General features: G+C 40.1%; 40 protein-coding genes. 39 read left to right on the top strand and 1 reads right to left on the bottom strand.

The features are described 5' to 3' along the window. The first annotated feature begins 79 nt into the window (after positions 1 to 79). The 39 genes from tuf to KI363_RS15760 all read left to right on the top strand — a co-directional run bounded on the left by tuf (position 80) and on the right by KI363_RS15760 (position 22,014). Entirely contained in the window at positions 80 to 1,267 is a 1,188-nt protein-coding gene (gene tuf / locus KI363_RS15950; protein ID WP_212966957.1) for an elongation factor Tu, read from the top strand. Between the two features lie 345 nt (positions 1,268 to 1,612). Further along, positions 1,613 to 1,921, top strand: coding sequence for a 30S ribosomal protein S10 (gene rpsJ / locus KI363_RS15945; RefSeq protein WP_158323146.1), 309 nt, complete (start codon positions 1,613 to 1,615; stop codon positions 1,919 to 1,921). A 37-nt stretch (positions 1,922 to 1,958) separates the two neighbouring features. Beyond that, on the top strand, positions 1,959 to 2,588 hold the full coding sequence (gene rplC / locus KI363_RS15940; protein ID WP_212966956.1) for a 50S ribosomal protein L3: 630 nt from the start codon (positions 1,959 to 1,961) through the stop codon (positions 2,586 to 2,588). A 27-nt stretch (positions 2,589 to 2,615) separates the two neighbouring features. Then, positions 2,616 to 3,239 carry a 50S ribosomal protein L4 gene (rplD, locus tag KI363_RS15935; RefSeq protein ID WP_158323148.1) on the top strand — a complete coding sequence of 208 codons (624 nt, stop codon included), beginning with the start codon at positions 2,616 to 2,618 and terminating at the stop codon, positions 3,237 to 3,239. Continuing rightward, entirely contained in the window at positions 3,239 to 3,523 is a 285-nt protein-coding gene (gene rplW / locus KI363_RS15930) for a 50S ribosomal protein L23 (protein ID WP_158323149.1), read from the top strand. Before rplD ends, rplW begins: the two co-directional genes overlap by 1 nt. 34 nt (positions 3,524 to 3,557) lie before the next feature. Then, positions 3,558 to 4,391: a 50S ribosomal protein L2 gene (gene rplB, locus KI363_RS15925; protein WP_158323150.1), complete on the top strand. Its 834-nt coding sequence runs from the start codon at positions 3,558 to 3,560 to the stop codon at positions 4,389 to 4,391. A gap of 60 nt (positions 4,392 to 4,451) precedes the next feature. Beyond that, complete coding sequence (rpsS, locus tag KI363_RS15920) at positions 4,452 to 4,730, top strand: 30S ribosomal protein S19 (RefSeq protein WP_158323151.1); 279 nt, start codon at positions 4,452 to 4,454, stop codon at positions 4,728 to 4,730. A gap of 18 nt (positions 4,731 to 4,748) precedes the next feature. Then, positions 4,749 to 5,090, top strand: a complete 342-nt coding sequence (gene rplV / locus KI363_RS15915) for a 50S ribosomal protein L22 (RefSeq protein WP_158323152.1) — start codon at positions 4,749 to 4,751, stop codon at positions 5,088 to 5,090. Positions 5,091 to 5,093: 3 nt separating this feature from the next. Continuing rightward, positions 5,094 to 5,750: a 30S ribosomal protein S3 gene (gene rpsC / locus KI363_RS15910; protein ID WP_158323153.1), complete on the top strand. Its 657-nt coding sequence runs from the start codon at positions 5,094 to 5,096 to the stop codon at positions 5,748 to 5,750. 2 nt (positions 5,751 to 5,752) lie between these two features. After that, positions 5,753 to 6,187: a 50S ribosomal protein L16 gene (rplP, locus tag KI363_RS15905; RefSeq protein WP_158323154.1), complete on the top strand. Its 435-nt coding sequence runs from the start codon at positions 5,753 to 5,755 to the stop codon at positions 6,185 to 6,187. After that, positions 6,177 to 6,383: a 50S ribosomal protein L29 gene (rpmC, locus tag KI363_RS15900; RefSeq protein WP_057985553.1), complete on the top strand. Its 207-nt coding sequence runs from the start codon at positions 6,177 to 6,179 to the stop codon at positions 6,381 to 6,383. The genes rplP and rpmC overlap by 11 nt, the downstream gene beginning before the upstream one ends. 25 nt (positions 6,384 to 6,408) lie before the next feature. Next, the gene (gene rpsQ, locus KI363_RS15895; protein WP_158323155.1) at positions 6,409 to 6,672 is read left to right on the top strand and encodes a 30S ribosomal protein S17; all 264 of its coding nucleotides are present in this window, start codon (positions 6,409 to 6,411) and stop codon (positions 6,670 to 6,672) included. A 43-nt stretch (positions 6,673 to 6,715) separates the two neighbouring features. Then, positions 6,716 to 7,084, top strand: a complete 369-nt coding sequence (rplN, locus tag KI363_RS15890) for a 50S ribosomal protein L14 (RefSeq protein WP_158323156.1) — start codon at positions 6,716 to 6,718, stop codon at positions 7,082 to 7,084. Positions 7,085 to 7,122: 38 nt separating this feature from the next. Continuing rightward, complete coding sequence (gene rplX / locus KI363_RS15885; RefSeq protein ID WP_158323157.1) at positions 7,123 to 7,485, top strand: 50S ribosomal protein L24; 363 nt, start codon at positions 7,123 to 7,125, stop codon at positions 7,483 to 7,485. 23 nt (positions 7,486 to 7,508) lie between these two features. Further along, entirely contained in the window at positions 7,509 to 8,048 is a 540-nt protein-coding gene (gene rplE, locus KI363_RS15880) for a 50S ribosomal protein L5 (RefSeq protein ID WP_158323158.1), read from the top strand. A 24-nt stretch (positions 8,049 to 8,072) separates the two neighbouring features. After that, complete coding sequence (gene rpsN, locus KI363_RS15875) at positions 8,073 to 8,258, top strand: 30S ribosomal protein S14 (protein ID WP_057985563.1); 186 nt, start codon at positions 8,073 to 8,075, stop codon at positions 8,256 to 8,258. Positions 8,259 to 8,287: 29 nt separating this feature from the next. Beyond that, the gene (rpsH, locus tag KI363_RS15870; RefSeq protein WP_158323159.1) at positions 8,288 to 8,686 is read left to right on the top strand and encodes a 30S ribosomal protein S8; all 399 of its coding nucleotides are present in this window, start codon (positions 8,288 to 8,290) and stop codon (positions 8,684 to 8,686) included. A gap of 33 nt (positions 8,687 to 8,719) precedes the next feature. Continuing rightward, positions 8,720 to 9,256, top strand: coding sequence for a 50S ribosomal protein L6 (gene rplF / locus KI363_RS15865; RefSeq protein ID WP_158323160.1), 537 nt, complete (start codon positions 8,720 to 8,722; stop codon positions 9,254 to 9,256). Positions 9,257 to 9,288: 32 nt separating this feature from the next. After that, positions 9,289 to 9,651 (top strand): 50S ribosomal protein L18, encoded by a 363-nt coding sequence (gene rplR, locus KI363_RS15860; protein WP_158323161.1) that lies wholly within the window; start codon positions 9,289 to 9,291, stop codon positions 9,649 to 9,651. A 21-nt stretch (positions 9,652 to 9,672) separates the two neighbouring features. After that, complete coding sequence (rpsE, locus tag KI363_RS15855; protein WP_158323162.1) at positions 9,673 to 10,173, top strand: 30S ribosomal protein S5; 501 nt, start codon at positions 9,673 to 9,675, stop codon at positions 10,171 to 10,173. A 13-nt stretch (positions 10,174 to 10,186) separates the two neighbouring features. Continuing rightward, positions 10,187 to 10,369: a 50S ribosomal protein L30 gene (rpmD, locus tag KI363_RS15850; protein WP_057985572.1), complete on the top strand. Its 183-nt coding sequence runs from the start codon at positions 10,187 to 10,189 to the stop codon at positions 10,367 to 10,369. A gap of 32 nt (positions 10,370 to 10,401) precedes the next feature. Beyond that, the gene (rplO, locus tag KI363_RS15845) at positions 10,402 to 10,842 is read left to right on the top strand and encodes a 50S ribosomal protein L15 (protein ID WP_158323163.1); all 441 of its coding nucleotides are present in this window, start codon (positions 10,402 to 10,404) and stop codon (positions 10,840 to 10,842) included. Between the two features lie 3 nt (positions 10,843 to 10,845). Next, a complete protein-coding gene (gene secY, locus KI363_RS15840) occupies positions 10,846 to 12,138 on the top strand; it encodes a preprotein translocase subunit SecY (RefSeq protein WP_212966955.1) in 1,293 nt (430 codons plus the stop codon). 68 nt (positions 12,139 to 12,206) lie between these two features. Further along, positions 12,207 to 12,857: an adenylate kinase gene (locus tag KI363_RS15835; RefSeq protein WP_158323165.1), complete on the top strand. Its 651-nt coding sequence runs from the start codon at positions 12,207 to 12,209 to the stop codon at positions 12,855 to 12,857. Further along, complete coding sequence (gene map / locus KI363_RS15830; protein ID WP_158323166.1) at positions 12,857 to 13,603, top strand: type I methionyl aminopeptidase; 747 nt, start codon at positions 12,857 to 12,859, stop codon at positions 13,601 to 13,603. Before KI363_RS15835 ends, map begins: the two co-directional genes overlap by 1 nt. A 15-nt stretch (positions 13,604 to 13,618) precedes the next feature. Beyond that, positions 13,619 to 13,954: a KOW domain-containing RNA-binding protein gene (locus KI363_RS15825; RefSeq protein ID WP_158323167.1), complete on the top strand. Its 336-nt coding sequence runs from the start codon at positions 13,619 to 13,621 to the stop codon at positions 13,952 to 13,954. After that, positions 13,932 to 14,150, top strand: coding sequence for a translation initiation factor IF-1 (gene infA / locus KI363_RS15820; RefSeq protein ID WP_057985584.1), 219 nt, complete (start codon positions 13,932 to 13,934; stop codon positions 14,148 to 14,150). Before KI363_RS15825 ends, infA begins: the two co-directional genes overlap by 23 nt. A gap of 34 nt (positions 14,151 to 14,184) precedes the next feature. Further along, a complete protein-coding gene (gene rpmJ / locus KI363_RS15815; protein WP_003156543.1) occupies positions 14,185 to 14,298 on the top strand; it encodes a 50S ribosomal protein L36 in 114 nt (37 codons plus the stop codon). Positions 14,299 to 14,318: 20 nt separating this feature from the next. Continuing rightward, positions 14,319 to 14,684: a 30S ribosomal protein S13 gene (gene rpsM / locus KI363_RS15810; protein WP_158323168.1), complete on the top strand. Its 366-nt coding sequence runs from the start codon at positions 14,319 to 14,321 to the stop codon at positions 14,682 to 14,684. A gap of 28 nt (positions 14,685 to 14,712) precedes the next feature. After that, complete coding sequence (gene rpsK / locus KI363_RS15805; protein ID WP_158323169.1) at positions 14,713 to 15,108, top strand: 30S ribosomal protein S11; 396 nt, start codon at positions 14,713 to 14,715, stop codon at positions 15,106 to 15,108. A gap of 162 nt (positions 15,109 to 15,270) precedes the next feature. Continuing rightward, positions 15,271 to 16,215: a DNA-directed RNA polymerase subunit alpha gene (locus KI363_RS15800; protein ID WP_057985590.1), complete on the top strand. Its 945-nt coding sequence runs from the start codon at positions 15,271 to 15,273 to the stop codon at positions 16,213 to 16,215. A 71-nt stretch (positions 16,216 to 16,286) separates the two neighbouring features. Further along, on the top strand, positions 16,287 to 16,649 hold the full coding sequence (rplQ, locus tag KI363_RS15795) for a 50S ribosomal protein L17 (protein ID WP_158323170.1): 363 nt from the start codon (positions 16,287 to 16,289) through the stop codon (positions 16,647 to 16,649). A gap of 362 nt (positions 16,650 to 17,011) precedes the next feature. Continuing rightward, positions 17,012 to 17,860, top strand: coding sequence for an energy-coupling factor ABC transporter ATP-binding protein (locus KI363_RS15790; RefSeq protein ID WP_212966954.1), 849 nt, complete (start codon positions 17,012 to 17,014; stop codon positions 17,858 to 17,860). Then, positions 17,836 to 18,705 (top strand): energy-coupling factor ABC transporter ATP-binding protein, encoded by an 870-nt coding sequence (locus tag KI363_RS15785; RefSeq protein ID WP_212966953.1) that lies wholly within the window; start codon positions 17,836 to 17,838, stop codon positions 18,703 to 18,705. The genes KI363_RS15790 and KI363_RS15785 overlap by 25 nt, the downstream gene beginning before the upstream one ends. Further along, a complete protein-coding gene (locus KI363_RS15780; RefSeq protein ID WP_212966952.1) occupies positions 18,702 to 19,499 on the top strand; it encodes an energy-coupling factor transporter transmembrane component T family protein in 798 nt (265 codons plus the stop codon). The genes KI363_RS15785 and KI363_RS15780 overlap by 4 nt, the downstream gene beginning before the upstream one ends. Positions 19,500 to 19,505: 6 nt before the next feature. After that, a complete protein-coding gene (gene truA, locus KI363_RS15775; RefSeq protein ID WP_212966951.1) occupies positions 19,506 to 20,258 on the top strand; it encodes a tRNA pseudouridine(38-40) synthase TruA in 753 nt (250 codons plus the stop codon). 393 nt (positions 20,259 to 20,651) lie between these two features. Next, positions 20,652 to 21,089, top strand: coding sequence for a 50S ribosomal protein L13 (rplM, locus tag KI363_RS15770; protein WP_212966950.1), 438 nt, complete (start codon positions 20,652 to 20,654; stop codon positions 21,087 to 21,089). 18 nt (positions 21,090 to 21,107) lie between these two features. Continuing rightward, on the top strand, positions 21,108 to 21,500 hold the full coding sequence (rpsI, locus tag KI363_RS15765) for a 30S ribosomal protein S9 (protein ID WP_158323176.1): 393 nt from the start codon (positions 21,108 to 21,110) through the stop codon (positions 21,498 to 21,500). Between the two features lie 244 nt (positions 21,501 to 21,744). Further along, a complete protein-coding gene (locus tag KI363_RS15760) occupies positions 21,745 to 22,014 on the top strand; it encodes a hypothetical protein (protein ID WP_102414332.1) in 270 nt (89 codons plus the stop codon). Positions 22,015 to 22,222: 208 nt separating this feature from the next. Here KI363_RS15760 and KI363_RS15755 read toward each other — a convergent pair whose 3' ends face one another. After that, the gene (locus tag KI363_RS15755) at positions 22,223 to 22,597 is read right to left on the bottom strand and encodes a tyrosine-type recombinase/integrase (protein ID WP_281414139.1); all 375 of its coding nucleotides are present in this window, start codon (positions 22,595 to 22,597) and stop codon (positions 22,223 to 22,225) included. Positions 22,598 to 22,714: the final 117 nt, after the last annotated feature.

The raw sequence follows: 22,714 nt of genomic DNA, 5'->3' as shown, positions 1-22,714 counted from the left end.
GATTCGCTAGAAAATGCTTTCCGTATTTTTATAGCGTCTCTCATACTTACTATTTTCTAATTAAAAGGAGGATTTCCTAATGGCTAAGGAAAAATTTGATCGTTCCAAATCACATGCTAATATTGGTACAATTGGTCACGTTGACCACGGTAAAACTACTCTTACTGCTGCTATCACGACTGTTATGGCAAAACGTGGTGGCGCAGAAGCAAAAGGTTATGATATGATCGATAACGCTCCAGAAGAGCGCGAACGCGGGATTACAATCTCTACTTCACACGTTGAATATGAAACTGAAACTCGTCACTATGCACACGTTGACTGCCCAGGACACGCTGACTATGTTAAAAACATGATTACAGGTGCTGCCCAAATGGACGGCGCAATCCTAGTTGTGTCTGCTGCTGATGGCCCAATGCCACAAACTCGTGAGCATATCCTTCTATCTCGTAACGTAGGTGTTCCTTATATCGTTGTATTTATGAACAAATGCGATATGGTAGATGACGAAGAGTTGCTTGAATTAGTAGAAATGGAAATTCGCGACCTTCTTTCTGAATATGACTTCCCAGGTGATGACATTCCTGTTATTAAAGGTTCTGCTCTTAAAGCTCTTGAGGGAGAACCAGAATGGGAAGAAAAAATTGATGAATTAATGGCTGCTGTTGATGAATATATTCCAACTCCAGAACGTGACACTGACAAACCTTTCATGATGCCTGTTGAGGATGTTTTCTCTATTACAGGACGTGGAACAGTTGCAACTGGCCGTGTAGAACGTGGTCAAGTTAAAGTCGGTGATGAAGTTGAAATTATCGGTCTAGCTGAAGAAGCTGGTAAAACAACTGTTACAGGTGTTGAAATGTTCCGTAAGCTTCTTGACTATGCTGAAGCTGGAGACAATATCGGTGCACTACTACGTGGTGTAGCTCGTGAAGATATCCAACGCGGTCAAGTATTGGCTAAGCCTGGATCCATCACTCCACATACTAACTTCAAAGCTGAAGTGTATGTACTATCAAAAGAAGAAGGTGGACGTCATACTCCATTCTTCTCTAACTATCGCCCACAATTCTATTTCCGTACTACAGACGTAACTGGCATTGTTACTCTACCAGAAGGTACTGAAATGGTTATGCCTGGCGATAACATCGAAATGACAGTTGAATTAATTTCTCCAATTGCGATTGAAGACGGTACTCGTTTCTCAATCCGTGAAGGTGGACGTACTGTTGGTTCTGGTGTTGTAACTGTTATTGAAAAATAATTGAAATATGGAGCAAACAGAAATCATCTGTTTGCTCTTTTTTCTTTTTGAAAGATCTTCTTTTTCAATGAAAACTTGAAAATACCTCAATTAAATTCTTCCATTATTTACGAACTTGTTTCTTAGTGAAAAACTTTGTATAATCATTTAGGTGAATCATTATTGAAATTATATAGATTGTTATTGCATCTAGGTTTCAATTTCTGTATAATGAATAATGTTGGTCTTTGACTGCGATGATGTGGAAGGTTGCTGACACACCCGGCCGCTTTGCCATGGCGAGTGTGTGGGAAATTTTCACGGAGTAAGTCTATTTTAAAAATAGGCGAAAAAGGAGGGAAAGTAATGGCAAAACAAAAGATTCGTATCAGATTAAAAGCTTATGATCATAGAATTTTGGATCAATCAGCTGAAAAGATTGTTGAAACTTCAAAGCGTTCAGGTGCAAGTGTCTCAGGGCCGATTCCATTGCCAACTGAGAAAACTGTTTACACAATTCTTCGTGCGGTGCACAAATATAAGGATTCTCGTGAACAATTTGAGATGCGTACACATAAACGTCTAATCGATATTAATAATCCTACTCCACAAACAGTAGACTCACTAATGAGATTAGACTTGCCGTCAGGCGTTGACATTGAAATTAAACTATAATAAATAAACTTTAAATGAAAATCAGGAGGTGTGACTTATGACCAAAGGAATCTTGGGTAGAAAGATTGGTATGACGCAGGTTTTTGCTGAAAATGGTGAATTGATCCCTGTTACAGTCATTGAAGCTGCCCCAAACGTAGTACTTCAAAAGAAGACGATTGAAACAGATGGATATGAAGCTGTGCAACTTGGTTTTGAAGAGAAACGTGATATTCTTTCAAACAAACCGGAAAAAGGACATGTTGCGAAAGCAAACACTGCACCTAAGCGCTTCATCCGTGAATTTAACGGAGTAAATATAAATGAGTATGAAGTTGGTCAAGAAGTCAAAGTAGATATTTTCGCGGAAGGCGATCTAGTAGATGTATCAGGGATTTCTAAGGGGAAAGGATTCCAAGGTGCTATCAAACGTCATGGCCAATCTCGTGGACCTATGTCCCACGGTTCTCGTTATCATAGAAGACCTGGTTCAATGGGGGCAGTTGACCCTGCACGTGTTTTCAAACAAAAGGCATTGCCTGGTCGCATGGGTGGAGAAAGAATTACCATTCAAAACCTTCCAATTGTAAAGGTTGATGCAGAACGTAACCTTATCTTAGTAAAAGGGAACGTACCTGGACCTAAGAAAGCATTACTAGAAGTGAAAACAGGAATTAAAGTGAAGTAATACATTCATAGAAAGGAGGAAACAAGAATGCCGAAAGTAACATTATATAGTCAAGCAGGCTCTAAGGTTGGGGATATTGACCTTAATGAATCTGTTTTTGGAATTGAACCAAACAATAGTGTATTGTTTGAAGCAATTGTTATGCAAAGAGCTTCCTTAAGACAAGGAACTGCAAAAGTAAAAAATCGTTCAGAAGTACGTGGCGGCGGTGCAAAACCATGGCGCCAAAAAGGTACTGGTCGTGCTCGTCAAGGATCTATTCGTTCTCCACAATGGCGTGGCGGTGGTACTGTATTTGGTCCTGTTCCACGTAGCTACAGCTACAAACTTCCGAAAAAAGTTCGTCGTTTAGCCATTAAATCGGCATTATCAACAAAGGTTCGTGAGGAAAGTCTTGTTGTACTAGAATCACTTAACTTTGATACACCAAAAACAAAAGAATTTGTTAAAGTATTAGCAAATCTTCCAGTTGGTAAAAAAGCTTTAGTCGTTACAGACACTGTGAATGAGAATGTTGAGTTATCCGGAAGAAATATTCCTGGAGTAACTGTTATCGATGCATCTAACTTGAATGTATTGGATGTCAGCAATCATCAAACATTGATCTTGACGAAAGCTGCAGTTGAAAAAGTAGAGGAGGTGCTTGGGTAATGGATGTACGTGATGTTATTAAGCGCCCCATCATTACAGAACGTTCTATGGAACAAACGGCTGACAAAAAGTACACTTTTGAAGTAGACGTTAAGGCGAATAAAACACTGATCAAAAATGCTGTAGAGCAAATTTTTGACGTGAAAGTTGAAAAAGTTAATGTCCTTAATTATAAAGGGAAATTCAAGCGCATGGGCCGTTTCGTTGGCTATACAAACAAGCGCCGTAAAGCTGTTGTAACTCTAACTGAAGATAGCAATGAAATTGAATTTTTCGAAGTGTAATCCGGCATAAATTATAGAAAGAGGAGGGAACAAAATGGCGATCAAAAAATACAAACCTACCTCAAACGGACGTCGTAATATGACAGGTTTGGATTTCTCTGAAATTACGACTGACAAACCAGAGAAAACTTTGCTTGAGCCTCTTAACAGAAAAGGCGGCCGTAACAATCAAGGTAGAATGACAGTTCGTCATCGCGGCGGTGGACATAAGCGTCAGTATCGTGTAATTGATTTTAAACGAATCAAAGATGGTATACCAGGACGCGTTGCTACAATCGAATATGATCCAAACCGTTCCGCAAACATTGCATTAATTCATTATCATGATGGGGAGAAACGTTATATACTTGCCCCTAAAAACCTTAAAGTGGGTATGGAAGTAATGTCTGGGCCAGAAGCAGATATTAAAGTCGGAAATGCCCTTCCATTGGCTAACATTCCAGTGGGTACTTTTGTACACAATATTGAATTGAAACCAGGTAGAGGTGGACAATTGGTTCGCTCTGCAGGAACTTCTGCTCAAGTTCTAGGTAAAGAAGGTACAAAATATGTTTTAGTTCGTTTGAATTCTGGTGAGGTTCGAATGATTCTTGCTACTTGCCGTGCTTCTGTTGGTCAAGTAGGTAATGAACAACATGAGCTTGTGAATGTAGGAAAAGCCGGACGCTCACGTTGGCAAGGCAAACGTCCACACGTTCGTGGATCTGTTATGAACCCGAATGACCATCCACATGGTGGTGGGGAAGGACGTACACCAATTGGCCGTAAATCACCTGTTACACCTTGGGGTAAACCAACAATTGGTTATAAAACACGTAAGAAAAATCATACAACAGATAAATTCATCGTACGTCGTCGTAAAAAATAACGAGATTGAACTACGGTTCGAAGATAGGGCCGTAGCACAATCACGAAGGGAGGTTCTAGTATGGGACGCAGCCTAAAAAAAGGCCCATTCGCAGATGAACATTTGCTCGCAAAAGTGGAAAAATTGAATGAAGGTGACAAAAAGCAAGTTGTGAAAACTTGGTCTCGTCGTTCAACGATTTTCCCTAGCTTTGTTGGACACACAATTGCAGTCTACGATGGTCGTAAGCATGTACCGGTTTATATTAGTGAAGATATGGTAGGCCATAAACTTGGTGAATTTGCACCAACCCGCACTTACAGAGGTCATGCCGGGGACGATAGAAAAACTAAACGCTAATGAGAGGAGGGCAACATAATGCAAGCTAAGGCCGTTGCTAAAACAGTACGAATTGCTCCTCGTAAAGCACGTCTCGTCGTTGATCTTATTCGAGGAAAGCAAGTGGGCGAAGCAGTTTCGATTTTGAAACTAACTCCGAAAGCTGCCTCCCCAATCGTGGAAAAACTGTTAAATTCTGCGATCGCAAATGCAGAACATAACTATGATATGGACATTAATAATCTATTGGTTTCTCAAGCTTATGTTGATGAAGGACCAACAATGAAAAGATTTCGTCCACGTGCACAAGGTCGTGCAAGTCAAATTAACAAACGCACAAGCCATATCACAATTGTGCTATCTGAAAAGAAGGAGGGGTAATACGTGGGTCAAAAAGTTAATCCAATCGGTATGCGTATCGGTGTTATTCGTGACTGGGAATCAAAATGGTATGCCGACAAAGAGTATGCAACGTTATTGCATGAGGATATTAAAATTCGCGAATATATTACAAAGCGTCTAGCTGATGCATCTGTATCACGTGTTGAAATTGAACGTGCTGCAAATCGCGTAAATATCACGGTCCACACTGCCAAGCCTGGCATGGTTATCGGTAAAGGTGGTAGTGAAGTAGAAGCTTTACGTAAAGCTCTAAATAAACTTACAAACAAAAGAGTTCATATTAACATTATTGAAATTAAAAAGGCTGATCTTGATGCGAAATTGGTGGCAGAAAACATTGCACGCCAATTAGAAAACCGTGTATCTTTCCGTCGTGCGCAAAAGCAAGCTATTCAACGTACTATGCGTGCAGGTGCAGATGGTATTAGAACAATGGTGTCGGGTCGTCTTGGTGGAGCCGATATAGCTCGTGCTGAACATTACAGCGAAGGAACTGTTCCACTTCATACACTTCGTGCTGATATAGATTATGCTCATGCTGAAGCAGACACTACCTATGGTAAGCTTGGTGTGAAAGTATGGATTTATCGTGGAGAGATCCTTCCAGAAAAGAAAAAATCTGTGGAAGGAGGAAAATAACCATGTTAATGCCTAAACGTGTGAAATATCGTCGTGAACATCGCGGTAAAATGCGTGGCCGTGCTAAAGGTGGAACAGAAGTTTCATTTGGAGATTACGGTCTACAAGCTACAGAAGCTTCTTGGATTACAAGCCGTCAAATTGAAGCAGCGAGAATTGCGATGACTCGTTATATGAAACGTGGCGGTAAAGTGTGGATTAAAATTTTCCCTCACAAGCCATATACAGCTAAACCTTTAGAAGTTCGGATGGGGTCTGGTAAAGGGGCACCTGAAGGATGGGTAGCTGTTGTAAAACCTGGAAAGATTATGTTTGAAATTGCTGGGGTTCCTGAAGAAGTAGCAAGAGAAGCCCTTCGACTAGCTGCACATAAACTTCCGATTAAAACGAAATTTGTAAAACGAGAAGAAATTGGTGGTGAACCAAATGAAGGCTAAAGAAATCCGTGATCTAACCACTGCCGAAATTGAACAAAACGTAAAATCCTTGAAGGAAGAATTATTTAACCTTCGCTTCCAACTAGCTACTGGGCAACTTGAAAATACTGCCCGCCTTCGCGAAGTTCGCAAATCAATTGCTCGATTGAAAACTGTCGTTCGTGAAAGAGAATTAGAGGCTGAAGTTAACAATTGATAACCGGAGAGGAGGTTAGCGGAAAATGAGTGAACGCAATCAGCGTAAAGTTTATACAGGAAAAGTGGTTTCGGACAAAATGGATAAAACCATTACTGTTATGGTTGAAACTTACAAAAAACATTCTTTGTACGGCAAACGTGTGAAGTATTCTAAGAAGTTTAAAGCTCATGATGAACACAACGAAGCGAAAATCGGTGATGTAGTGCGGATTATGGAAACTCGTCCACTATCAGCTACAAAACGCTTTCGTTTGGAAGAGGTTGTTGAGAAAGCAATCATTATTTAATGACATGATTCGGATACATGCTTTCCGAAGGGAGGTAAACTAGATGATTCAACAAGAATCTAGAATGAAAGTTGCTGACAATTCTGGTGCACGTGAAGTACTTACCATTAAGGTCTTAGGTGGCTCAGGTCGTAAAACAGCTAATATTGGTGATGTTGTTGTCTGTACAGTCAAACACGCAACACCAGGTGGCGTTGTCAAAAAAGGTGACGTTGTAAAAGCTGTTATTGTTCGCACTAAGAGTGGCGCACGTCGTCCTGATGGATCTTATATTAAGTTTGATGAAAATGCCTGTGTCATCATTCGTGATGATAAAGCACCTCGTGGAACGCGTATCTTCGGACCAGTTGCACGTGAACTACGCGATAGGAATTTCATGAAAATCATCTCTCTGGCTCCAGAGGTTCTTTAATAAATCCATGATACGGTTACTCAAGGAGGTGCGATGCAATGCAAATTAAGTCTGGCGATAAAGTAATGGTTATCACAGGTAAAGACAAAGGAAAAACTGGTACAGTGCTTGCTGCTTACCCTCAAAAAGACCGCGTGCTTGTTGAAGGTGTAAATATTGTGAAGAAGCACTCTAAGCCATCACAAGAAAATCCACAAGGTGGAATTGATTCTCGTGAAGCTGCGATCCATGTTTCTAATGTTATGGTAATCGATCCAAAGACAAATGAACCGACAAGAATCGGTTATAAACGTGTAACCATTAAAGGCAAGGATGGCGTTGAAAAACAAGTAAACGTCCGTGTTTCTAAAAAATCCGGTGAAATCCTTGATAAAGATGTTGAGAAAAAGATCATAAAGTAAGCAGATGAAGGGAGGTACACGACATGAACCGCCTAAAGGAAAAATTTGATAAAGATATTACACCAGCTCTAGTGAGCAAGTTTAATTATAAATCTGTAATGGAAGTCCCTAAGATTGAAAAAATCGTCATCAACATGGGTGTTGGGGATGCTGTTCAAAATGCAAAAGTGCTTGACAATGCTGTAGAGGAACTTGGTCTTATTACTGGTCAAAAGCCAGTTGTAACGAAAGCGAAAAACTCTATCGCAGGTTTCCGTCTACGTGAAGGGATGCCAATTGGAGCAAAAGTAACGCTTCGTGGAGAGCGTATGTATGATTTCTTTGATAAATTAATTTCAGTATCTCTCCCACGTGTACGTGACTTCCGTGGAATTTCCAAGAAAGCATTTGATGGTCGCGGAAACTATACACTTGGTGTTAGAGAACAGTTAATCTTCCCTGAAATTGATTATGATAAAGTGAACAAAGTTCGCGGTATGGACATTGTGATCGTCACTACGGCGAAAACCGATGAAGAAGCTCGTGAATTATTGACTGCATTTGGAATGCCATTCCAAAAGTAATCGCTAAATAAGGGAGGCGAAAACGTGGCTAAGAAATCAATGATCGTAAAACAGAAACGTACACCGAAGTTTAAAGTTCAAGAGTACACACGCTGTGAAAGATGTGGTCGTCCACATTCTGTCATTCGTAAATTTAAACTTTGTCGTATTTGTTTCCGTGAACTAGCATATAAAGGTCAAATTCCTGGCGTTAAGAAAGCCAGCTGGTAAGACCGATACTGGGAAGGAGGTAAATGTAAATGGTTATGACTGATCCAATTGCAGATTTGCTTACACGTATCCGCAATGCGAATATGGTACGACATGAAAAATTGGAAGTTCCAGCTTCAAATATTAAAAAAGGTGTCGCTGAGATCCTTAAACAAGAAGGATTTGTTCGCGATGTGGAATACATCGAAGATAATAAGCAAGGTATTATTCGTATTTTCTTAAAATACGGTCCAAATAATGAGCGAGTAATTACAGGTCTAAAGCGAATCAGCAAGCCCGGATTACGGGTTTATGTAAAGGCTAATGATGTACCGAAAGTACTTAATGGTCTTGGTATCGCAATAGTTTCTACGTCTCAGGGCGTGTTAACGGATAAAGAAGCAAGAGCGAAGCAAGTAGGCGGAGAAATTCTCGCGTATGTATGGTAATAATCTTCTGAAGAACGGAGGTGCGACAGCAATATGTCTCGTATAGGGAAAAAACCAATCGAAATTCCTTCTGGCGTAACAGTTGAACAGAACGGAGATACCCTAATTGTTAAAGGGCCAAAAGGTGAATTAACAAATACATTTAATTCAGATATCAGTATTAATATTGAGGGCAATGTTATTAACGTAACTCGTCCATCTGATTCTAAAGAACACCGCTCTATGCACGGAACAACCCGTTCTCTAGTTGCGAACATGGTTGATGGTGTTTCTAAAGGCTTTGAAAAAGGCTTGGAGCTTGTGGGTGTTGGTTACCGTGCTCAAAAACAAGGCAATAAACTTGTTTTGAATGTCGGTTACTCACATCCAGTTGAGTTCGAACCTGAGGAAGGAACTGAAATCGAAGTTCCAAGCAACACTAAAATTGTCATTAAAGGCTACCATAAAGAAAATGTGGGTGCATTAGCTTCAAACATTCGTGCCGTTCGTCCACCTGAGCCTTATAAAGGTAAAGGAATTCGTTACGAAGGTGAAATGGTTCGTCGTAAAGAGGGTAAAACTGGTAAATAATGCCGCTTAGGTACTGAAAGGAGTGACTCATATTGATCACCAAACAAGATAAAAACAAGGTACGTAAAAAAAGACATGCCCGCGTAAGATCAAAATTGAGTGGTACTGAAATGCGTCCGCGTTTGAACGTATATCGTTCTAATCAGAACATCTATGCACAATTGATTGACGATGAAAAAGGCGTGACATTAGCAAGTGCATCTACCCTTGATAAAGAACTTAATTTAAAGTCTGCAGGGAATGTGGAAGGTGCTAAGCAAGTAGGAGCACTCATTGCAAAACGCGCTTCTGATAAAGGCTATAAATCAGTTGTATTTGATCGAGGCGGATATTTATATCACGGAAGAATCAAAGCATTAGCCGAAGCTGCCCGTGAAAACGGCTTGGAATTTTAATAAGAAGGAGGGAAACGATAGATGCGTCAATTCGATGCTAACAAACTTGAACTTGAAGAACGTGTTGTAACAGTTAACCGTGTAGCAAAAGTTGTTAAGGGTGGTCGCCGCTTCCGTTTTACTGCACTTGTTGTTGTAGGAGATAAAAACGGACATGTTGGCTTTGGTACTGGAAAGGCACAGGAAGTTCCTGATGCCATTCGTAAGGCCATTGAAGATGCTAAGAAAAACATGGTGGAAGTACCTCTAGTTGGTACGACAATTCCACACGAGATCATTGGCCGTTTTGGTGGCGGACAAATCTTACTTAAACCAGGTAGCGAAGGTACTGGAGTTATTGCTGGAGGACCTGTTCGTGCGGTACTTGAACTTGCTGGGATTGCAGATATTACGTCTAAATCATTTGGTTCAAGCACACCAATCAATATGGTTCGTGCTACAATCGAGGGAATCAAAAATTTAAAACGTGCTGAGGACGTTGCGAAATTACGTAATAAAACAGTAGAAGAACTGTTAGGTTAAGGGGGGATTAATAATGGCAAATAAATTAGCAATTACCCTTACTCGCAGTCTTATTGGCCGTACAGAAAGTCAACGTGAAACGGTTAAAGCATTAGGACTAAAAAAGGTTAACCAAACAGTTGAACATGATGATAATGAAACCATTCGTGGTATGGTTCATAAGGTTTCCCATCTAGTTTCTGTTAAAGAACAATAATCTTATTTTTTTAAGATAAGGAGGTGCCAACTATGAAACTTCATGAATTGAAATCTGCTGAAGGTTCCCGTAAAACACGTAATCGTGTAGGTCGAGGTATTGGTTCTGGAAACGGAAAAACTTCCGGTAGAGGACAAAAAGGTCAAAATTCTCGATCAGGCGGAGGGGTTCGCTTGGGATTTGAAGGTGGTCAAACACCATTATTCCAGCGTTTACCAAAACGTGGTTTTACCAATATTAACCGTAAAGAGTTTGCCGTTGTAAATTTGGATACTCTTAACCGTTTTGAAGATGGTACGGAAGTAACTCCGGAACTTCTTATTGAGTCGGGAATCGTTCGAAATGAAAAGTCAGGTATTAAAATTCTTGCTAATGGCAACATCGAGAAAAAGCTCACAGTCAAAGCGAATAAATTTTCCTCTGCTGCCAAAGACGCAATTGAAGCTGCAGGCGGTAAAACTGAGGTGATCTAATTCATGTTTCAGACAATCTCCAACTTTATGCGTGTAGGTGATATTCGTAGAAAGATTTTATTCACCTTACTAATGTTAGTTGTATTTCGCCTAGGAGCTTTTATTCCGGTTCCCGGTGTAGACCCTGAAGTATTAAAACTTCAGGACCAAGCAAGTCTATTTGGATTCATGAACATCTTTGGTGGTGGAGCTCTGCAAAACTTCTCTATCTTTGCGATGGGAATTATGCCTTATATTACAGCGTCTATCATTGTTCAATTACTACAAATGGATGTCGTACCCAAATTTACAGAGTGGTCAAAGCAAGGTGAAATGGGTCGACGTAAGCTTGCACAGTTTACGCGCTATTTCACAATTGTTCTTGCACTCATTCAAGCTATTGGGTTATCGTTTGGATTCAACCGAATGACGGGTCTACAGTTAATTAAGGATCCTAGTATTATGACATATGCAATCATTGCAATCGTCCTTACAGCTGGTACGGCATTTCTTATGTGGCTTGGAGAAGAAATTACAGCAAAAGGGGTAGGAAATGGAATTTCCATTATTATCTTTGCTGGGATTGTTGCTGCCATTCCAACTTCTGTAAACCAAATTTATGCACAGCAGTTTGAAAGTCCAGGCGAGCAGCTCTTCTTACGTATTACCGTTTTATTACTGCTTGTGTTAGTTGTGATTGCGATTGTAGTAGGAGTTGTCTTCGTTCAACAGGCGTTGCGCAAGATTCCTATTCAATACGCCAAAAGAGTAGATGGACGCAATCCGGTGGGAGGGCAGAATACACATTTGCCATTAAAAGTAAATGCTGCGGGCGTAATTCCTGTCATCTTTGCCAGTGCTTTTATGGTTACGCCGCAAACCATTGCTACTTTTTTCTCTTCCGGAAAAACAGCTGGAACCATTCAGTATATTTTTGATCATACAAAGCCAATAGGAATGACCATCTTTTTCGCACTTATCATTGCGTTTAGTTATTTTTATGCATTTGTTCAAGTGAATCCCGAAAAAGTAGCCGAAAATTTGAAGAAGCAAGGTGGTTATATACCAGGGATACGTCCTGGGAGAAACACGCAAACCTATCTAACAAATGTTTTATATCGATTAACTTTTGTAGGATCGATTTTCCTTGCGGCGGTTTCGATATTGCCGGTCTTCTTTATTAAATTTGCGGGGTTACCAGAGTCAGTTCAAATAGGTGGAACTAGCCTATTGATTGTTGTGGGAGTTGCACTTGATACGATGAAACAATTGGAAGCCCAGCTGGTGAAGCGTCACTATAAAGGCTTCATTAAATAATCGAAATGGTTTTAGGAACAAGGCTTCCTTTGTTCCTGTCTCCATTTAGATGCTTGGGGGCATTACGGATGAATTTAGTTTTAATGGGCCTTCCAGGTGCCGGGAAAGGTACTCAGGCCGATAAAATTGTAGAAAAATATGGGACACCACATATTTCTACTGGAGATATGTTCCGTGCAGCAATAAATGAAGGGACAGAGCTTGGACTAAAAGCTAAATCCTTTATGGATCAAGGAGCACTTGTACCAGATGAAGTGACAATTGGTATTGTTCAAGAGCGATTGAATAAGCCAGACTGTGAGAATGGTTTTCTCTTGGATGGTTTTCCACGAACTGTTGCACAAGCGGAAGCCCTTGAGGCGATTCTCGATGAAATCGGCAAGAAAATTGACTTTGTCATTAACATTCAAGTGGATAAAGAGATTTTGATGGAGCGTCTTACGGGGCGTCGAATTTGCGAAAATTGTGGAACCACTTATCATCTTGTATTTAACCCGCCAGCAGAAGAGGGTGTTTGTGACCGCTGTGGTGGGAAACTGTATCAAAGAGCAGATGATAATGCTGAAACTGTTCAAAATCGTCTTGAGGTTAATCTTCAACAAACACAACCACTTCTTGATTTCTATCAAGCAAAAGGTTATTTGAAAAATATCAATGGCAGGCAGCATATTAATCAAGTTTTCGCAGATATTGATTCTTTGCTAAAAGGTTTGGTATAATGATTATTTGCAAAACCCCTCGCGAAATTGATATTATGCGAGATGCTGGAAAGATTGTTGCACTTACGTTCCAAGAACTTAAGAAATATATCCAACCTGGAGTTACGACGAAGGAATTGGATACGATAGCTGAGAAGTTTATTAAGGAACATGATGCCTATCCTTCTTTTAAAGGTTATAACGGATTTCCAGGTAGTATTTGCACTTCTGTTAATGATGAACTGGTGCATGGCATACCAGGAAAACGGGTGTTAGAAAAGGGCGATATAATCAGTCTTGATATTGGGGCTCGATATAATGGTTATCATGGCGATTCAGCCTGGACCTATGCAGTTGGCGAAATTGATGATGAAACCCAGAAACTTCTTGATGTTACAGAAAAGTCCTTATACATGGGCTTAAATGAGGCTAAGCCAGAGGTTCGTCTTTCTAATATATCCCATGCCATTCAAAAATACGTAGAATCTGAAGGTTATTCTATCGTTCGTGAATACGTTGGGCATGGAATTGGCCAAGATTTACATGAGGACCCAGATATCCCTCACTTTGGTCCACCCAATAAAGGCCCTCGTTTGAAACCCGGAATGGTATTTTGTGTTGAACCAATGGTAAACGCAGGAACCCGTTACGTCAAAACTTTGGCGGATAACTGGACTGTCGTCACAGTTGATGGAAAAGTATGTACCCATTTTGAACATACAGTTGCCATTACAGAAACAGGTTATGAGATTTTAACTAAAATTTGAGTGCAGGTGATTTGGTTGAATGACTCTGATTCGACACCCCGAATAGGTCAAATTGTACTTATTAATAAGGGGCGAGATGCAGGACAATTCGCGATTATCATAAATGCGGCTGATGAGAAATTTGTTCTTATTGCTGATGGCGATCGAAGGAAATTTGATCGTCCCAAGAAGAAGAATATCCAACATCTAACACTTTACGACTATGTTTCTTCAGAAGTTCGAGACAGCTTAACAGAGGCGGGTAGAGTAACAAACGGGAAATTGCGATGGGCACTTACCAATTTTGTAGAAGAGATTCTGGATGTTGTAGAGAAGGGAGACGGATTTGATGGCGAAAGAAGATGTAATTGAAGTGGAAGGGACTGTCGTGGATACTCTGCCAAATGCAATGTTCAAGGTAGAGTTGGAAAATGGCCATACGGTACTTGCACATGTTTCGGGCAAGATCCGCATGAATTATATTCGCATATTGCCTGGTGATAAAGTAACTGTAGAGCTTTCCCCATATGATTTGACACGCGGAAGAATCACATACCGTTTTAAATAAATCATGCACTCCGAACATAAGGAGGTTTTAAACAATGAAAGTTAGACCATCAGTCAAACCAATCTGTGAGAAATGTAAAGTTATTCGCAGAAAAGGCAAGGTCATGGTGATTTGTGAAAATCCAAAACATAAACAAAAACAAGGATAACAAGGAGGTGCAAGTGAATAATGGCACGTATTGCTGGTGTAGACATTCCACGTGAAAAGCGTGTAGTCATCGCATTAACTTACATTTTTGGAATTGGCAAAAGCACAGCTTCTAAAGTTCTAGCTGAAGCAGGTGTTTCTGAAGATACGCGTGTTCGTGACTTAACTGATGATGAACTAAGTAAAATCCGTGATATCGTCGATCGTTTGAAAGTAGAAGGGGATCTTCGTCGTGAAGTTTCCTTAAACGTAAAACGTCTAATGGAAATTGGTTCTTATCGTGGTCTTCGTCATCGTCGTGGTCTTCCTGTTCGTGGACAACATACAAAGAACAACGCTCGTACGCGTAAAGGCCCACGTAAAACAGTTGCAGGTAAGAAAAAATAATCGATCGTAAAGGAGGTAACAGATTAACATGGCTCGTAAAACAAAAACTACCACTCGTAAACGTCGTGTGAAAAAGCACATAGAATCAGGCATTGCTCACATTCGTTCTACTTTTAACAATACAATTGTTACGATTACAGATGCACAAGGGAATGCTATTTCTTGGTCTTCAGCTGGTGCACTTGGTTTTAAAGGTTCTCGTAAATCTACTCCATTTGCAGCACAAATGGCAGCAGAAACAGCGGCAAAGGTTTCAATGGAGCATGGTATGAGATCTCTTGAAGTAACAGTTAAAGGCCCTGGAGCTGGACGTGAAGCTGCGATTCGTGCATTGCAAGCTGCAGGACTTGAAGTAACAGCAATTAGAGATGTAACACCTGTTCCACATAACGGATGCCGTCCACCAAAACGTCGTCGTGTTTGATTCTGTATAAATAGCGTATTCCTTGGGTATACTGGGGTACTATATGAATTTAGACTAGTAGAATCAATTCTTCATCCAGTTGTTGCACAAACGGGAATGTAACATGGGGAATTTCGAAAATACCTTTCGAAATTTCGACGTTTTGAAGGAGGGTATATTTGAATGATCGAAATGGAAAAGCCGAAAATTGAAACGATTGAGATCAGCGATGATGCCAAATATGGAAAATTTGTTGTAGAACCACTAGAGCGTGGATATGGTACAACTTTGGGTAACTCCTTGCGTCGTATCCTGCTATCTTCTCTCCCAGGTGCTGCTGTAACATCAATCCAAGTGGAAGGTGTACAACACGAATTCTCTACAATTGAAGGGGTAGTGGAGGATGTGACCTCTATCATCCTGAACATTAAGAAACTCGCAATGAAAGTCTATTCTGATGAAGAAAAAACATTGGAAATTGATGCTCAAGGTGAGGGTGTTGTCAAAGCTTCAGATATTTTACATGATAGTGATGTAGAAATTCTGAATCCAGATTTACACATTGCGACACTTGGAAAAAATGCTAATTTCCGTTTACGTATGTCTGCAAAACGCGGACGCGGTTATACACCGGCTGATCAAAATAAGCGCGAAGATTTGCCAATTGGCGTAATTCCAATAGATTCAATCTTTACTCCGGTTTCCAGAGTGAATTATCAAGTTGAAAACACTCGTGTGGGTCAAATGACAAACTATGATAAATTAACTTTGGACGTTTGGACAGACGGTAGTATTGGACCAAAAGAATCTATTTCTTTAGGTGCAAAGATTTTAACCGAACATTTAAATATCTTTGTCAATCTAACAGATGAAGCCCAAAACGCGGAAATCATGGTTGAAAAGGAAGAGGACCAAAAAGAGAAAGTCTTAGAAATGACCATTGAAGAGCTTGATCTTTCCGTTCGTTCCTATAACTGCCTAAAGCGTGCTGGGATTAACACTGTTCAGGAATTATCCAATAAGTCTGAAGAAGATATGATGAAAGTTCGGAATTTAGGAAGAAAATCCTTAGAGGAAGTAAAAGCAAAATTGGATGATCTAGGTCTCGGCTTACGTAAAGACGATTGATCGTGCTTCACACCAATTTTACAGCTTAATTTATGCTAATAGAATGAACTCAACAAGGGAGGGAAAACGAGATGGCTTATAGAAAATTAGGTCGCACTAGCTCACAACGGAAGGCAATGCTTCGTGATCTAACGACTGATTTAATTATTAGTGAACGTGTAGAAACAACGGAGGCACGTGCAAAAGAACTTCGCTCTGTTGCTGAAAAAATGATTACACTAGGCAAACGCGGGGATCTACATGCACGCAGACAAGCTGCTGCATATGTCCGCCATGAAATTGCGGATGAGGAAACAAAACAAGATGCTGTACAAAAGCTATTTGCTGATATTGCACCTCGTTATGCAGATCGACAAGGCGGTTATACGCGCATTATGAAACTTGGACCACGTCGTGGCGATGGGGCTCCAATGGTGATTATTGAGTTAGTTTAATGTACGTCTAATAAAGCGGAGAGACATATCGCCTCTCCCTTTTTTAAGATGATTTACTTTTACAATAAGGCCAATACCGTTGCTTTTATGAAACAATCATAAGTATTTCTGTATGTTAATAAAGCTAAAAAGGAGCGTTACGATAGGCAGAGAACTGTCTTTGTCCTGTCTAGCTCATGCGCCTCCTCCCTGTGCTTCAAGAATCGGAATGGGGACCTAGAAACCTGTTTCCTGGAGTGAGGTGCAGGCTTTTTTCTATTTCCAGATTTTTTGAAAATATTCTGGTGTAACAGAGCTTAGAGCATGGATTAAATAGGAAACTTACGGTTTGTTTCAATAGTTGAGTTGAGAGGAGTAAAAGAATGGGGAAAGAAAAGGAACCAGTGATCTCGATTCAAAATATTTCTTTTAAATATGAAGGCCAAGAGAGGTATGCATTAAATGATGTTTCCTTTTCAGTAGAAAAAGGGGAATGGCTTGCGATCGTTGGTCATAATGGATCAGGCAAATCAACACTTGCTAAAATTCTAAATGGTTTACAATTTCCTGAGTCTGGTAAGGTTCTTGTCGGTAACTACCAATTAAGTGATGAAACAGTCTGGGATATTCGGAGACAAATCGGTATGGTGTTCCAGAATCCTGATAATCAATTTGTTGGTTCTACTGTTCAAGATGATGTGGCTTTTGGCCTGGAGAACAATGGAGTGCCAGTTTTAGAAATGAAAGAACGGGTCCAAAATGCATTGGAGCGTGTTTCCATGGGGGAATTTCTTGACCAAGAGCCACATCATCTCTCAGGCGGACAAAAGCAAAGAGTGGCGATTGCTGGAGTGATCGCTTTACGACCTCAAGTGATTATACTAGATGAAGCGACTTCTATGCTTGATCCACTTGGCCGAGAGGAAGTATTAGAGACCATTCGTATCTTAAAAGAAGAACAAGATTTAACAGTCATCTCCATTACACATGATTTAGAAGAGGCAGCAAAAGCAGATCAAATGATTGTGATGAATAAGGGAGAGGTATACAAAGAAGGTAGCCCAGATGATATCTTCCAGCTCGGCAAAGAATTAATTGATTTAGGCTTGGATCTGCCCTTTTCGATTAAGATGGCACACACATTACGTCAAAAAGGCTTTACTATACCAGAGAAATATTTGACAGATGCGGAATTGGTGGAGGAATTATGGACATTACACTTCGACAAGTAGAATATAAATATCAAATCAATACTCCGTTCGAACGACTTGCGATTCAGGATGTAAACCTATCTATCCCCCAGGGGATCTTTGTCGCGATTATCGGCCACACAGGTTCAGGAAAATCTACTATTCTACAACATCTTAATGCGCTTATTCAACCAACAAAGGGACAAGTCATCATTGGTGATCGTGTCATTGATGCAGAAAAGAAAGAAAAAAATTTAAAGTCGATTAGACAAAAAGTAGGGATTGTTTTTCAGTTTCCAGAACATCAATTATTTGAGGAAACCGTAGAAAAAGATATCTGCTTTGGGCCACTCAATTTTGGTGTGCCTGAAGAAGAGGCGAAAGAACGTGCTAGAACTTTAATTACAGAAGTAGGACTTTCAAAGGAAATACTAGAGAAATCCCCCTTTGAATTATCCGGGGGTCAAATGAGAAGAGTCGCGATTGCAGGAGTACTTGCGATGGAGCCAGATGTTCTGGTTTTGGATGAACCAACAGCCGGATTGGATCCAAGAGGCAGAACAGAGATTATGGATATGTTTTACCGTTTGCATAAAGAAAAGGACTTATCGACCATCCTCGTCACTCATAGTATGGAGGATGCCTCTAAGTTTGCGGATGAAATTGTCATTATGAACCATGGAAGAGTCGAGCAAGTGGCGGATCCAAGATCAACCTTCTCGGATCCTCAAGCTTTACTAAAATTGGGGTTAGATGTACCAGAAGTTGTGAAGTTTCAATATTTATTTGAACAAAGAGCAGGACAAAAGCTAGGCAGAACATGTTTGACGATCGAGGAGCTAGCCGAGGCTCTAAAGGAATATCAGAAACGTGGTGCTCTCTCATGATGGAGAAAATGATATTTGGACGATACATCCCGGGCAATTCTCTGTTACATCGTCTTGACCCACGAGCAAAGTTGCTATTTGTCTTTGGCTTTATATGTATTATCTTTCTTGCGAATAACATAGCGACTTATGGAGTGGTACTACTATTAGTCTTGGCGATTCTCCTCTTATCACAAATTAATCTTAGGTTTTTATTTAATGGGTTAAAAATGATTTTATTTTTAATCGTGTTTACCTTCTTTTTACAACTCTTTTTTAATAAAGAGGGAGATGTACTATTTTCGCTTGGTTTTATTAAGATTCATGAGGAAGGACTTAGACAGGGTATCTTTATTTCCTTGCGCTTCTTTTTACTTGTTCTAATGACGTCATTATTAACATTAACAACAACACCGATTAGTTTGACGGATGGGCTGGAAAGCTTGCTTCACCCTTTGAAGAAAATTCGTTTCCCGGTTCATGAACTTGCTTTGATGATGTCCATATCTTTACGTTTTATCCCGACTTTAATGGATGAAACAGACAAAATTATGAAGGCACAAATGGCAAGAGGGGTCGACTTTTCGAGCGGAACTCTGAAACAAAGAATACAGGCCTTTATTCCCTTACTCGTTCCTTTGTTTGTTAGTGCTTTTAAACGTGCTGAGGAGCTAGCGACAGCGATGGAAGCAAGAGGCTATCGGGGTGGGGAAGGTAGAACGAAATATCGCGTCTTGAAATGGCAAACTAGAGACACTTTAATCGAAATCGTTTTGATTGTATTAGCAATTCTATTGGTCTTAATAAGGTCGTGATATTGGATGGCGGAGTTACAACGATATAAAGCAGTAATTTCATATGATGGATCGGCTTTTTCGGGATTTCAAATTCAGCCAAATGGACGCACGATCCAAGCGGAATTGGAAAAAGCCTTAGCAAAGATGCACAAGAGTGAGATAGTGAAGATTGTAGGTTCAGGGCGGACTGATGCAGGTGTTCATGCAAAGGGACAAGTTATTCACTTTGATTCTCCTTTGCAGATTTCCGTAGAGCAATGGAAAAAGGGATTAAATGCATTACTATCTGATGATCTTGTGATAATGGATATCGAAAAGATTAGCTCAGATTTCCATGCTCGTTTTGATGCAAGTCACAAAACATATAAATACAGGGTATATACCCAAAAGACGAGAGATCCCTTTCGCCATCATTTCGCGACACATTATCCGTTTTCGCTAGATTTGGATCAAGTCAAACTTGCTGCGAATCATTTGGTAGGAACTTATGATTTTACAAGTTTCTGTTCAGCAAAGGCAGAAGTATTGAATAAAGTACGTACAGTAAGTGAGATTAAGGTGGAAAACAAGGGTGATGAGGTCATCTTTACCATTACGGGGAATGGCTTTTTGCATAATATGGTGCGAATCATCGTAGGAACATTATTAGAAGTTGGATCTGGAAAAAGAAAAGCTTCCGATATGCTTGGAATCTTGCAAGGCCGTGATCGACAACTTGCAGGAAAAACAGCGCCACCACAAGGGTTATACTTATGGCAAGTTGAATATAATGGATAGATAGGCTTGTATTCTAGAAAGGAAAGTGTGTTGGTCCAGCTCCAGCGCCCAGCGCCTAGCAAACTTTCGGTACCTGCTTGCGTAAGTCAACATCGATTCATCCTTCGGTGTCTAGCTACAGGCGGTAGGGGCTCGAGGTCAAATAACCCTGAACCTAGGAAGGGAAAAACCGCCCTTCCTAGGTTCAGGAACATTTGCTTGTCGCCCCTAAACAACCGCCTTCCGCTTTTCTTGTTAACAACTTAACCAGGTGTATTGATTTTTTTCTTGACTTTACGGCTGAAAAACGGTAAGATATCCTATGGTATTGTTTTAATTCCATGATAAGCCCCGGAAACTTATTATGATGAAAATAAATACGAACTTGGAATTTTTAATTTAGGAGGGTAATGAATGCGTACTACGTATATGGCTAAAGCCAGCGAGATTGAACGTAAATGGTACGTGATTGACGCCGAAGGTAAAACACTAGGTCGTCTTGCTACTGAAGTTGCGTCCATCTTGCGCGGTAAGCACAAACCAACTTTCACACCGCATGTGGACACAGGTGACCATGTTATTCTAATTAACGCTGAAAAAATCGAACTAACAGGCAATAAACTAAATGATAAACTTTACTACCGTCATACAGGATATGCTGGTGGATTAAAAACAAGAACTGCATATGAAATGCGTACAAAATATCCAGAGAAAATGTTGGAGCTAGCTATTAAAGGTATGCTTCCAAAAGGAACTCTAGGACGTCAAATGTTCAAAAAGTTACATGTGTATGCTGGAGCTGAGCATCCACATCAAGCACAACAACCGCAAACTTACGAGCTTCGCGGATAATAAAGGGAGGGAAATAGATTGGCACAAGTTCAATACTATGGCACAGGTCGCCGTAAGAGCTCCGTTGCTCGCGTACGCTTAGTACCAGGTGATGGCCGTATCGTAATCAACAATCGTGAAGTAGAAGACTACATTCCATTTGAAACATTGCGTGAAGTGATCAAACAACCACTTGCAGCAACTGAAACACTTGGAAGCTATAATATCTTAGTAAACGTAAATGGTGGAGGTTACACAGGACAAGCAGGCGCGATCCGTCATGGAATCGCTCGTGCGCTACTCCAAGTAGACCCTGAGTTCCGTAGCCCACTTAAGCGTGCAGGTCTCCTTACGAGAGATCCAAGAATGAAGGAAAGAAAGAAATATGGACTTAAAGGTGCGCGTAGAGCTCCTCAGTTCTCAAAACGTTAATAAATCAACACTTACAAATCCCTCAACCACCTATGGTTGGGGGTTTTTACTGTATATGCGGTGCTTTAAAAACAGGGGAAAATTCACACGTAGCATACACGTAACATACAAGTAGCAGACAAATAATTTAGAGAAAAAGAAGCTGTGATTTTGAAAATAAGTTTGATACAATTACATTGATAAGATGGATTGGGATAGTGCAACAAACGGGCCATTTTGTTAAATACACTAAGGTGGTGAAATGATGAGTAAAGATGGAGGTATGTTTGAAAAATTTATCGAAGACGAAATGATGGATATTGAAACATTTAATCTCATTTACGATTTTGTTGCATTGGATAATTTCCGTCAAGGTGAGTATGAAGGCAATATGTTTGTTATTAGAAAGATAAATGCCAATCATATACAGTTAGAAGATGAAGTAGCGACAGAAAACACCTCCATTCCAACGGTATATACATATACAAAAAAGAAGTTTCTATCGCTTTTACAATCACATAAGCAAAGTTTGTAAACTATGCCAGAATCGGGCGCGATTGTTTAACAACAAAAGGAGGAAAATGGTCAAACCTTTTTATAAAAATTGTATATCATTTCACAAAGAGAGAATCCATTTTGATCAATCCTTTTTTCAAAATGGATTCGTCTTGTTTAGGGTATTATCCGGGCTTGTCATGCCTTTCTGATCAAACTTTGTTTCAAAGCTACAAAAAGCAGCTTTCTTATAGCCTATCAATTGCCATAAGAAGCTGCTTGATATCTTTATGCGTATAAACTTTATCAGTGATATCTTTAGCTGCGTGACCCATGATCCGTTTGATTGATAATTTATTTGCATCAGCATTATCCATAAGGGTTGCGAAGGTATGTCTGCAATCGTGTGGTCTATGATTTAATTCTAGTTGCTGCATAATCTTCTTAAACTTCTCGTGATAATAAACATAATAACTCAACTTATTTCCCACAAAATTTGTAATCAGATATTCATTATTAGGATCCATACGATTTTCAATTAATTTATGGATTTTTTTATGAATTGGTATGACCCTATTCGTCCCAGCTTCCGTTTTGAAGCCACCCCGAAAATACCTGTTTATGGCAAACTAATAATGTAGGTTTTGGCATTTAATTTATGTATGGCCCGTAGGGCCATACATAAATTAAATGAGCCACTTGCCAACTCCCCCAAATAACTTTAAACTCCTCGTTGGACC

It is taken from the genome of Lederbergia ruris, assembly GCF_018332955.1.
Taxonomy (GTDB): Bacteria; Bacillota; Bacilli; order Bacillales; family Bacillaceae_C; genus Lederbergia; species Lederbergia ruris.
This window is presented reverse-complemented; position numbering and strand designations above follow the sequence as displayed.